The sequence below is a fragment of the Streptomyces sp. GC420 genome, assembly GCF_009916105.1.
Classification (GTDB): domain Bacteria; phylum Actinomycetota; class Actinomycetes; order Streptomycetales; family Streptomycetaceae; genus Streptomyces.
Genome location: NZ_JAAAXQ010000320.1, coordinates 1 through 9498, shown reverse-complemented (window position 1 = coordinate 9498; position 9498 = coordinate 1). Strand labels below are relative to the sequence as shown.

General features: G+C 69.4%; 12 protein-coding genes and 1 pseudogene. 6 read left to right on the top strand and 7 right to left on the bottom strand.

Going from position 1 to position 9498, the window contains the following annotated elements:
- A pseudogene (locus GUY61_RS29490) lies at positions 1 to 586 on the bottom strand (recombinase); the annotation flags it as partial.
- A 190-nt stretch (positions 587 to 776) separates the two neighbouring features.
- Between GUY61_RS29490 and GUY61_RS29485 the strand changes: the two are divergent.
- Complete coding sequence (locus GUY61_RS29485; protein WP_208106618.1) at positions 777 to 1004, top strand: hypothetical protein; 228 nt, start codon at positions 777 to 779, stop codon at positions 1002 to 1004.
- Between the two features lie 30 nt (positions 1005 to 1034).
- Here GUY61_RS29485 and GUY61_RS29480 read toward each other — a convergent pair whose 3' ends face one another.
- The 3 genes from GUY61_RS29480 to GUY61_RS29470 all read right to left on the bottom strand — a co-directional run bounded on the left by GUY61_RS29480 (position 1035) and on the right by GUY61_RS29470 (position 2848).
- The gene (locus GUY61_RS29480; RefSeq protein ID WP_166633297.1) at positions 1035 to 1298 is read right to left on the bottom strand and encodes a hypothetical protein; all 264 of its coding nucleotides are present in this window, start codon (positions 1296 to 1298) and stop codon (positions 1035 to 1037) included.
- A 311-nt stretch (positions 1299 to 1609) separates the two neighbouring features.
- The gene (locus tag GUY61_RS29475) at positions 1610 to 2263 is read right to left on the bottom strand and encodes a bifunctional 2-polyprenyl-6-hydroxyphenol methylase/3-demethylubiquinol 3-O-methyltransferase UbiG (protein ID WP_166633296.1); all 654 of its coding nucleotides are present in this window, start codon (positions 2261 to 2263) and stop codon (positions 1610 to 1612) included.
- Positions 2264 to 2341: 78 nt separating this feature from the next.
- The gene (locus GUY61_RS29470; protein WP_166633295.1) at positions 2342 to 2848 is read right to left on the bottom strand and encodes a hypothetical protein; all 507 of its coding nucleotides are present in this window, start codon (positions 2846 to 2848) and stop codon (positions 2342 to 2344) included.
- A gap of 245 nt (positions 2849 to 3093) precedes the next feature.
- On the opposite strand from GUY61_RS29470, the gene GUY61_RS29465 reads away from it, so the two are divergent.
- From GUY61_RS29465 to GUY61_RS29455, 3 genes are read left to right on the top strand one after another with little or no spacing between them, the layout of a single operon-like run.
- Complete coding sequence (locus GUY61_RS29465) at positions 3094 to 3345, top strand: hypothetical protein (RefSeq protein ID WP_166633294.1); 252 nt, start codon at positions 3094 to 3096, stop codon at positions 3343 to 3345.
- On the top strand, positions 3320 to 3841 hold the full coding sequence (locus tag GUY61_RS29460; RefSeq protein WP_166633293.1) for a DUF6879 family protein: 522 nt from the start codon (positions 3320 to 3322) through the stop codon (positions 3839 to 3841). Before GUY61_RS29465 ends, GUY61_RS29460 begins: the two co-directional genes overlap by 26 nt.
- A gap of 6 nt (positions 3842 to 3847) precedes the next feature.
- A complete protein-coding gene (locus GUY61_RS29455; protein WP_166633292.1) occupies positions 3848 to 4702 on the top strand; it encodes a helix-turn-helix transcriptional regulator in 855 nt (284 codons plus the stop codon).
- 175 nt (positions 4703 to 4877) lie between these two features.
- Here the strand turns inward: GUY61_RS29455 and GUY61_RS29450 are convergent, their stop codons facing one another.
- Positions 4878 to 5315, bottom strand: coding sequence for an ATP-binding protein (locus tag GUY61_RS29450; RefSeq protein ID WP_166633291.1), 438 nt, complete (start codon positions 5313 to 5315; stop codon positions 4878 to 4880).
- Positions 5316 to 5490: 175 nt separating this feature from the next.
- Between GUY61_RS29450 and GUY61_RS29445 the strand changes: the two genes are divergently transcribed.
- A complete protein-coding gene (locus GUY61_RS29445; protein WP_166633290.1) occupies positions 5491 to 6375 on the top strand; it encodes a helix-turn-helix transcriptional regulator in 885 nt (294 codons plus the stop codon).
- Positions 6372 to 6557: a DUF397 domain-containing protein gene (locus GUY61_RS29440; protein ID WP_166633289.1), complete on the top strand. Its 186-nt coding sequence runs from the start codon at positions 6372 to 6374 to the stop codon at positions 6555 to 6557. The genes GUY61_RS29445 and GUY61_RS29440 overlap by 4 nt, the downstream gene beginning before the upstream one ends.
- 24 nt (positions 6558 to 6581) lie before the next feature.
- Here GUY61_RS29440 and GUY61_RS29435 read toward each other — a convergent pair whose 3' ends face one another.
- Together GUY61_RS29435 and GUY61_RS29430 are read right to left on the bottom strand one after the other, a co-directional pair.
- On the bottom strand, positions 6582 to 7010 hold the full coding sequence (locus tag GUY61_RS29435; protein WP_166633288.1) for a collagen-like protein: 429 nt from the start codon (positions 7008 to 7010) through the stop codon (positions 6582 to 6584).
- Positions 7007 to 9358 carry a competence protein CoiA family protein gene (locus tag GUY61_RS29430; protein ID WP_166633287.1) on the bottom strand — a complete coding sequence of 784 codons (2352 nt, stop codon included), beginning with the start codon at positions 9356 to 9358 and terminating at the stop codon, positions 7007 to 7009. The genes GUY61_RS29435 and GUY61_RS29430 overlap by 4 nt, the downstream gene beginning before the upstream one ends.
- Between the last annotated feature and the right edge of the window lie 140 nt (positions 9359 to 9498).

Here is a 9498-nt window from a genome sequence, read left to right as displayed (position 1 = left end):
CGGCTACGCCTGCCCGGTGGTTCCGCGCGGCTTGCACCCACTGCGTCTCGGCGTGCTCGGCCGCGTCGAGCAGCCTGACCACAGTGCGCGGCAGCCACCACGTGCGCCGCGTCCCGTCGCGGTTCCGCTCCACGAGTATCTGCCGCCAGTCGATCCCCGCCAGATGGTACGGCCGCCCGACTCCACGTCGCGCCACCCGCTCGGGGCCTCTCAGCTCCTGCAAGTCCTCCGTGATGCGCCGGCGCCAGCGCAGCGGCGCTTCCCCGCCGTACTCCTGCCGCGGCGCCCCGCGAAGCGGACCGACGCGGACCAGGTCCTGCCGGTCCATCTTCACCGCGTTCAGTATCGCGGCCGCCCGGCGCACCTCCGTCTCCGAGACGCTCCACTGACCGCCACCCGCCCTCATCGTCGCCACCACATGGCCGCCGAGCAGGACGTACCCCAACCGGGCATGGGCGGGAGAGGAAGTGAACGCCTCCGAAGCCGTCGGCACGGTGCTGTCGGCCGTCAGATCGACCCACAGAGCGTCCGCGGCACCCAGGGTGATCAGTCCGTCCTCGCGACCGGGCATGACACGCTCTGACATACCGACAGGCTAACGGTGCCGACGCGGCAACGGGTCGCCAAGTACTTCGGTCAGCCGGACCACCGCCCGCAACTCCCGGTACCGAGCATCTGGTTCATCGGCGCACACCCTGGGGGGTGCTGAGGTCCGGCCAGGCGGGGCTCTGCCGCCGTGTGCCATGCTGTGGCGGATTTCGGAGGGGGAGGGTGAGATGACCGAGAAGCCGCTGACGCACAAGCAGGCGCTCGCCGCGGTGATCCAGGCACTGGGTGGCACCTGGGACACCGAACGCGCCGTACTGGCCCTGCGAGTCGCCGGATACCAGCCGGCGAACGACGAGGCCGCGGGCAAGGAGGCCCGCCACAACCTGCGCGAACTCGCCCGGGACGGTCTCATCGTGAGGCCGGACCCGGGCCAGGCCGTGTACCGGCCGGCGTAGCCGCCACCGCGTGGCTCCGGCGCCGCCCGGTCAAGGAACGGCGGGCGCCTGGAAGCCGTTCGTGGTGATGTGGGCGACTGCTGACGGGTGGCTGGTCAGCCACTCGCCGCACACCCGCCAGCGGGGAGATGTGCCGTCGCTGAACTCGGGGCGCACCTCCGCGACGAGCTTGTGATCGCACTCGCCGCGCGACGCCATGGAGCAGATCACATCGCCCTGTTGCTCAATGGCCGGTACGTACGGGTGGATCGACAGGATCGGAGAGCGCATCTCCCGCGCCACTGCATGAGACATGGCGCGGAGGGTAGCAACGCGGCTTCGCCGACCGACGCTCGCCGATCTGCGGGACGGGGCGCCCGCGTCAACTGGATCGGTGACTGACCTCCGCCCAGATGGTCTTGCAGCCCGGCGGATGCGGTTCGGTGCCCCAGCGGTCGGCCAGGGCGCCACTTCGCGGTCGGGCGTGCGGAGTGGGCACGGTTCGTGGGGTTCTTGGCGGAGTTCTGAACGGCCCACAGGGGGTGGCACTCGCGGGGCCATTCCATGGGCCATGAAGTGGCCCCGGTCGGCCACGGAGGATGCCGGCCGGGGCCGTGACCCGATTGTCAGGCGCGGGCCTGGACGATGAGCGTGCCGATGTGCCCGGCTTTCGGGGCATCCATCACCGTCGCCTCGGCGGACGTGAAACCAGCCCGGAGCAGGTGCCGCTCCCACACTGCGGGCCTGTAGCTGTACCGGTACGTGAACATGGCCTTCCCCGCGAACCCGCCCTTGTACATGCCCTGCGGCCCGTAGGCGCCCGGGATGGCCGGCGGCTGGGAGAACACGAAGACGCCACCCGGGACAAGGTGCTTGCGGACCAGGGGGAAGAGGCGGGAGGGGTCGGTGAACCAGGCCGCGCCGAAGATGGAGTACACGGCGTCGTACCGCTTCTCGTCAGCTCCGAGCCAGTCGAGGATTTCCCCCGGCTCGATCCGCACCCCGAGCGGCGCCCACTTCTCACCCGCGAGCGCCACCATGCGCGGCGACAGGTCGACCCCGGTGGCCTTGACGCCTTGTTGTGCGAGGTGGGCGAGAGCGCGGCCGGTGCCGCATCCGATCTCCAGCACGGTCTCCGGGTTGCCGAGGAGTTCGGGTCCGGGTCCGTGGCCGGGGTACTGGGTCCAGCAGAATGACGGCTCGGCGTCGTCCTTGAACGCGGACTCGGCGTAGGCGTCCCACAGTTCGGTCTCGGCGGCGATGTCGTGCGGTACGGGCACAGCTGTTCCTCTGGTGGTCGGGATGCGGGAGCCCCCGCCCTCGGCGAGCCGCGAGGGCGGGGGCGACTGTAGCCGGGGTCAGTGGCTGTCGGGGACCTTGTCGTCGCACGGTGAGCAGTCCGTGCCGTCGATGGCCCACAGCTCCTCGTCGATGGCCCAGCCCTGGGAGCGGAGGAAGTCGCCGGTGCGCAGGCACAGGCCGTCGCGGCGGCGCTCGATGAACGGGGCGTGGTGCTTGAACCGGCCGCCGTTGTAGAGGCGGCAGATGCCCCACCAGACGGGTGTGTCGAGGATGAGCTGGTGGACGCCGATGTCGACGAGCTTGCCGACGCCCAGGTGGACGTCGGGGTTCTCGATGGAACCCATGACGTAGATGACGGCGTTACCGAGGATCCGTTCGGCCATGTCGCGGACCATGGTGTGGTCGCGCAGGAGCAGGGCGACCTCTCGGTCCCACAGGCTCATGCCGGAGTCGAACACGTTGACGGTCAACTCGGCGATGTGCGGAGCGACCGCGTTGAGGAGTTCCTTCGGGTCCCGCGTGAGCGTCCTGCCGGGGGCGGGCTGTTCGAGTGTGACGGTCATTGACCTGCCCTTCTGGGGTGTCGTTGCCGTGCTGGAAACGCCCGGGGCCGTTCGCGCGTCTGCCGGGTTCCATCGTCTGCCTCGACCGTAGGAGTCCCTCCATCGGCCAGGCCACGGAGTTGCACCGAATTACACAGAAGTTTGAAAGTGCTGTTCATGAGCGACATGTGCTCTTGCCCACGCGACGCGTTCGCAAGATGGTGGTGTAAATCGCTGCAACCGACCAGCGCGGGAGACCAGCCACCATGAACATTCAGTTCGTCGGGATCGACCCCGAGACAGACGAGGACGGATGCCCCACAGTCTGGGTGGACACCAGCACGGACGATCTGCTGATCCAGAGCTACCAGGCCGACGACGAGACGACCGCGACCTGCGACGCGCTGTCCCCGGCGAGGGCGCCGATCCCGCCCGGCGAGACCGTCATCAGGATCCCGGCCCGTATGATCCCGATCATCAGGAAGGCGTGCGATGAGCTCGATCCCGGAGTTCGCTGAAATCCTCGCCGACACACGGCAGTCGGCCGCCCATCTGGAGATGAGGGACGCCTACTTCACCAATCCCCGCTTCGAAGCCTGGCAGGACGGCCGTCGCGTGGACTGGGACGACCGGGGTTCCTGGTGGCGTCCTTACCACCAGAACATCGCGGACGCCGTCGCCCGCGGCGTAAACGTCCGACGCGTCAGGATCGTGTCCGAACCGGTCACCGACTACATCGCGTGGGAGCACTACCAGACCCGCGCCAACATGGAAGCCGGAGAGGAGGTGCGCTGGCTCCCCCGACACCGCGCGTGGGACCTGCTCGTCCCGGGCACCGACCTGTGGATCTTCGACGGGCGGCTGATGCGCATCCACCACTTCTCCGGCAACGGCGAATGGGTCGGCAAGGAACTCTGCGACGAGCGCAGCACGGTCTCCCGGCACGCGACCGCATACGAACGGATCTGGGAACGGGCCACCCCCCACGACCAGTACGAGGTCAAGGTCAAGTAACCGTCCATGTCCACATTCCCCACGTCCAGCGCGCAGGAAGCACGCGCGGCTCTCGCGGCCCGGCTGCGGGAGCTGCGCCTGGACGCCGGCATCACCGGCAAGGAACTCGCCCGTCTCGCGGGCTGGTCCGTCGCCAAGTCGTCGAGGATCGAGAACGCCGTCACCGCGCCGGCCGACGCCGACATCCGCGACTGGTGTGCGGCCTGCGGCGCGCACGACCAGGCGGACGACCTCATCGCGGCCAACCGGCAGGCCGACTCCATGTACCTGCAGTGGAAGCGGCTCCAGCGAACGGGCATGAAGCAGTTGGCGGAGACCTCGGCCAAGCTGTACGAGCGCACCCGCCACTTCCGCGTGTACGCCTCCCACGTCGTGCCCGGCTATCTGCAGACACCCGGCTACGCGACGGCGCTGATGCGCACGATCGCGGACTTCCGCGGTACCCCGGACGACGTGGCCGACGCGGTCGAGGTCCGCATGCGCCGCGCGCGCGTCATCCACGAGGGAGACCACCGGTTCGCCACCCTGGTCGAGGAGAGCGTCCTCCATCACCGGGTCGGCGACCAGGACGTGATGGCCAGTCAGCTCGGCAACCTGCTGGCCGCGATGTCTCTGCCGTCCATGTCGCTCGGCATCGTCCCGGCCGCGGCCTCGCGGGAAGCGGTCATGTGGCCGCTGGAGCAGTTCACGGTGTTCGACGACTCACGGATCCATGTGGAGTTGCTCGCCGCGAAGGTGACCGTCACGGCACCGGGCGAACTCGACATGTACTTGCGGGCGTTCGCCCGGCTCACAGAACTGGCCGTGTACGGGGCCGATGCGCGGGCCCTGATTGTGAAGGCTATCGACGCCTTGAGCTGACCCCGGGCGCACGGAAGCCCTCTTGAGGCCGCCCGACTCCGACTGGAAGGCCTCCAGGAACGTAGACCGCGCCCCCGGCCGAGATGCCGTACAGATGGGAGGAGTACGTGTCCAACTCCGCCAGCAGGCATCTGAACGGGTGGCTCGCGGTGATCAGTTGGGCGGCGAGTGCCTGTCAGCTGGTCCGGTGACCCACCTCGGCCCAGACGGTCTTGCCGCCCGGCTGATGCGGTTCGGTGCCCCAGCGGTCGGCCAGCGCGTCGACCATGAGCAGACCGCGGCCCGTCTCGCCGTCCGTCGCCGAGTCGGTCGGTACGACGGGGAGTTGCCCGCCCCTGGCGTCGGTGACCGCGATGCGGAGGAGGCCGGTCGTGGTGTCGAGGGTGAGGGCGAGCCGGAAGTCGCGGCCCTGGACACGGCCGTGCAGGGCCGCGTTGGCGGCGAGTTCGGCGGCGATCTGCTCGGCCCGCTCGGTCACGTCGGGTGACAGGTCCCAGGCGCGGAGCTGCGTGGTGGCGAGGAGGCGGGCGAGGCGGGCTCCTCGGCGGGTGGAGGACAGGAGCTGGGCGAACGTGGCAACGGTGCCGGGTGATTGGGGAAGGGTTGCGCTCATGGGGCCACCGTGGCGGGCGCGTGGGGGCGCGTTCCAGGAGTGACGCCCGTACGGTGCGTCAGCGTACGGACACTTTCTGTGGACGGTACGCGGGGTCTTCCGTCACGCTGGGTGCTGTCGGGCGTGGGGCGACGGACAGCGTGTGGTGGGCGTACGGAACGGGAGGTGGCCGCGTATGACGGGCGGCATCGACGTCATGACCGACGGCGGCGACGGGGAACCGGCCGGCGGTGAGCCGGATCGTGAGCCCGATCCCTCGGACAGTCTGCGGACCTGGGGTGCCGTCCAGCAGGCGCTGCGCGAGCACGCGGGGCACAGCAGGGCGGAGTTCGCGGACCTGGTGCGCTTCTCCAAGCACACCGTGGAGTCGGTGGAGCTGGGGCGGAGGATGCCCGACGAGTCGTACGTGGTGCGCTCGGAGGAACTCCTGGGGAACACCGGCGCGTTGCGCAAGTCCTCGAAGTACGTGACCCGGGGGCGGGGGGATGTGGGGCTGGCGGCCTGGTTCCGGCAGTGGGCTCGGCTGGAGCGGGTGGCGGTGAGCCTCTGTACGTACGAGTGCAGGCTGGTGCCGGGGTTGTTGCAGTCAGAGGGGTATGCGCGGGCTGTGTTCGAGGGCACCGTTCCGGTGGCGCCGGACGACCAGCTGGAGGAGTTCATGGCCAGGCGCATGGAACGGCAGCGGATGCTGTTTGAGCGGCCGACCATCCCGTTCAGCTTCATCGTCGAGGAGCACGTCTTCCGGCGCCGGTTCGGGGACCCGGACCAGATGCGGGAGATGTTCGATCGAGTGCTGGAGCTGAGCGCGCCGCGCAACGTGACGCTTCAGATCGTGCCGCTTGAGGCGGGGTTGCATGCGTGCCTGGACGGCCCGTTGCAGCTCTTGGAGAGCCCGAAGGGGCAGCGACTCGGGTACTCAGAAGGGCAGCAGAACGGCCGTCTGATCTCAGACGCGAAAGAGGTGAGCCTCCTCTACCAGCGCTATGACACACTGCGCTCGCAGGCCCTCAACTCCAAGGATTCCCGCGGCCTGTTGGAGCGACTCCGAGGAGAACTATGAGCGCGACGGAACTGGCCTGGTTCAAGTCCAGCTACAGCGGCAGCCAGGGTGACAGCTGTGTCGAGGTCGCCCTCACCGAACAGGCCATCTGCGTACGGGACTCCAAGGACGTGATGCGTCCGCACTTCGCGGTCGGGCGTGAGGAGTGGTCGCGGTTCGTGGGGTTCGTGGCGGGGGCCTGAACAGAGCGGCGTACGTGGTGGCGCTCAGAAGATCTTGCAGAGCGTCATCGCGCGCATGTCGACGTCGCCCGGCGACCCGAGAACGGAGTTGCGGCCCACGTAGATGGTGTCCCAGTTCGAGGTTCCGGCCGGGCATGAGCCGGAGCTGATGAGCAGGCCGCCGGAGAGATCGGGGCCCGTTGTGCCGGCGTCCGGTATACCGAGCGTGGCTGGTTCGGCGGAGGCACCGGGCTCCCCCTGGTCACCCTTGGCGCCCCGTTCACCTTGCAGCCCCTGCTCGCCCTGAGGACCCTGCGGTCCGCGTGCCCCCTCCGGTCCCGCTGGGCCGCGCGCGCCGGTCGGGCCGGTCGCGACGAAGTAGGCGCCGGCGACTGCGCCCGCCGCGCCGGACAGGATGACGACGGCTGCGGTGGCGGCTATGCCGATCGCGACGCGACGACGGTTCGTTCTCATGGTCTTTCCTTCGGGTCATCGGCGGTGTCGGCGGCAGCACTGTATGCCGCGAAGGCTCGGGCCTGCTCCGTCTTCCGGACCTGGCCCAGCTCGATGGGGCGCAGGCCGTGGGGCCGTCCGAGGCGCTTGAGGATGGCGTCGAAGTACGGCACGGGCGTGTGCTCGGAGGCGACCACGAGGGAGGAGAGCAACACCCCGTAGGTGGGCGGGCTGTCAACGGCTACGAGAATCGCTTCCCTGGCCTTGTCGGAGAGGTCCGACGGCTTGAGCCCCGCGGCAGCGGCGAGCGTGTGCCAGCCCACGCAGACCTGACGCCGGGCGGCATCGATCAGCGCATGTCGAACGGCAACGACCACGGCGGCCTTGGTGGTCCCGAGCTTGCCCCAGCGCACGCGGTCCTCCGTGGCGGGCGGAACGGCAGGGCTGCTCTTAGCCGTTGGTGCGGACCGGCCGCCGCGCGCGTACGCACGGTCCAGGGCGGCTTGCCAGGCCGCCCCCACGGTCGGGGTTGTGGTGTCGGGTTTCCAGCCCAACTCGGTCAGCACGTCGCCGAAGAAAGGGGCCGGGCCCGGGGCGGCCTGATCGTCCGCCTTCACCAGGGCGGACAGCAGGCCGCGGTTCGGGACGTAGGGCTTGTCAACGGCGGCCAGCAGTCTGACCTGGTCCCTCGCTGACACCGTGGAGGGTGCGATGCCCTGCCTGTTGAGCAACGTCTTCCACTTGATGCGGCTGCGGCCGTTGGCGACGAGGTTCAGATGTTCGCGAATCCGCCCCACGAGCTGGGCGTCGTCCCAGAGACGGGTAGCACGCTTCTCCATCAAGGTACTCGGGGGCTGCTGGGGTTCCGCCACCGACTCGTTCTGGTTCTGGGCAAGGGCGTACGCGGTCCTCCGCTCGCGTTCCCAGATCTCCGCCACCTTCGCTTCGGTGAGGTCGGATCTCCAGCCGAGGCCGGCGAGGACGTCGGCGAAGTACGGGGCGGGTGCGTCCGGGGCGAATGACGGCTTGACGAGCACAGAGAGGACCGGCTTGCCGTCAGCCCTGGGGTGGTCCACTGCGATGAGGAGGCGGACGCGTTCGTGCGGGGTGATGTCGCCAGGCGCTGCTCCGGCGTGACTGATCAGCGTCTCCCAGTTGATGAGGCCGCGACCGCGGGCGACGAGGGCGAGCTTGGAGCGGAGGAGGCGGAGTGTCTCAGCTTCACCCAGGGGGAGCGGGGCAGGCGCCGAGGTCGGTTCGGTCGTCGTGGGGGCGGCCTGAGTGGGTACGGCTGGCGGCTCGGGCGGCACGGGCTTGGATCGTAGGTCCGGCCAGCGGGGATCGGTCTGCTGAGGGAGGGGCGAGGCGCCGTCGGCACGTATGAGCCAGACGGGCTCGGAGGGCGCCGCGTCGGCGAGCGGTAGCAGGTGCGCTGAAGAGTAGATGACGTGGAGCTGGTGCGGTGATGGGGCGGGGTGGTCGTGCGGCAGGGTGATTCTGGCCCGGACAGCGGCTGATCCGAGCGGCTGAAGGTCGACGTCGTAGAGGCGCACGGCGGGCGTGTCCGACTCCGGTGCCGGAGCGGGGAGTTCGGTGGCTGCCCCGAAGGCGATGGTGCCAGGAGCCAGCGGGAAGGCGACGGGAGTGGGCGTGCTGGTCGCGGTCGGTTCGGCTTCGAGCCGAGGAGTGATGATCCCCTTGTCCGACAAGTGGCACTCGGTGAGGGCCGACCACGCGAGGCTGTTGTCCGGGTACTGCGTGCCGACGTACACCTCGCGGGTGTCGCCCTCGGTGCGACAGGAGATGCGGATGGCGTGCCCGGCGGCGTCCACCTCGTTGTGCGAGAGCCCGCAGTACGGTCCGTACGCCCAGTGGACATAAGTGTGCCGGTCGGCGAGGCGCTCGCGGGTCTCCTGCCACTCGCGGACGGAGAGACGGGCCAACTGGACCCGGACGAGCCGGGACCGGCCCTGCCCGAACCGGACCTCGACGGCCCCGCCGTGGACCGAGCCTGGGTCCAGATACGTGACCTCCGGGTCCTGATACCCCTGCCGCAGCAGCCAGCGCCGTAGCGCCTGCCCGATGTACAGGTGGTCGGCGCTGGCCTCACCGGTCTCCGTGCGGCGGCAGTGCACGGGCGGCCGGTGCGCGAAGTGGCACTTCTTCTCCGTGTACCGCTTCGGGGTCAGCTTCTTGCCGCAGCCGCCGAGCAGGACGCCACAGTAGAAGTCGTCGCGGGTCCGGCCCCGCATGAACCGGTCAAAGTCGTCGTGGTCGTACGGCAGGAACACCGGCCAGTCCGACTCGGCCTGTCCGATGACCGCCGTCTGGACCTTGCGGGTGTCTTCCTCGGAGGTGGGCGAGACCATCCTGGCTCCTGGCTCGGGCAGCGGCGGCGGTCGGGCACTGCTGTGTCTCGCGAAGTGCGTGAGACTCGAATGAATCGAGGGTGAAGATTATCGTACTTACGGGTGTCGCCTGTCTTTCACCGATGCCTGTGGATCTACAC

Bases quoted from the DNA above. Each gene is read 5' to 3' on its own strand.
- GUY61_RS29470 (WP_166633295.1), bottom strand. From the start codon at position 2,848: ATGACCGTCACACTCGAACAGCCCGCCCCCGGCAGGACGCTCACGCGG.
- GUY61_RS29460 (WP_166633293.1), top strand. From the start codon at position 3,320: ATGAGCTCGATCCCGGAGTTCGCTGAAATCCTCGCCGACACACGGCAG.
- GUY61_RS29480 (WP_166633297.1), bottom strand. From the start codon at position 1,298: ATGTCTCATGCAGTGGCGCGGGAGATGCGCTCTCCGATCCTGTCGATC.
- GUY61_RS29455 (WP_166633292.1), top strand. From the start codon at position 3,848: ATGTCCACATTCCCCACGTCCAGCGCGCAGGAAGCACGCGCGGCTCTC.
- GUY61_RS29435 (WP_166633288.1), bottom strand. From the start codon at position 7,010: ATGAGAACGAACCGTCGTCGCGTCGCGATCGGCATAGCCGCCACCGCA.
- GUY61_RS29430 (WP_166633287.1), bottom strand. From the start codon at position 9,358: ATGGTCTCGCCCACCTCCGAGGAAGACACCCGCAAGGTCCAGACGGCG.
- GUY61_RS29485 (WP_208106618.1), top strand. From the start codon at position 777: ATGACCGAGAAGCCGCTGACGCACAAGCAGGCGCTCGCCGCGGTGATC.
- GUY61_RS29465 (WP_166633294.1), top strand. From the start codon at position 3,094: ATGAACATTCAGTTCGTCGGGATCGACCCCGAGACAGACGAGGACGGA.
- GUY61_RS29440 (WP_166633289.1), top strand. From the start codon at position 6,372: ATGAGCGCGACGGAACTGGCCTGGTTCAAGTCCAGCTACAGCGGCAGC.
- GUY61_RS29445 (WP_166633290.1), top strand. From the start codon at position 5,491: ATGACGGGCGGCATCGACGTCATGACCGACGGCGGCGACGGGGAACCG.
- GUY61_RS29450 (WP_166633291.1), bottom strand. From the start codon at position 5,315: ATGAGCGCAACCCTTCCCCAATCACCCGGCACCGTTGCCACGTTCGCC.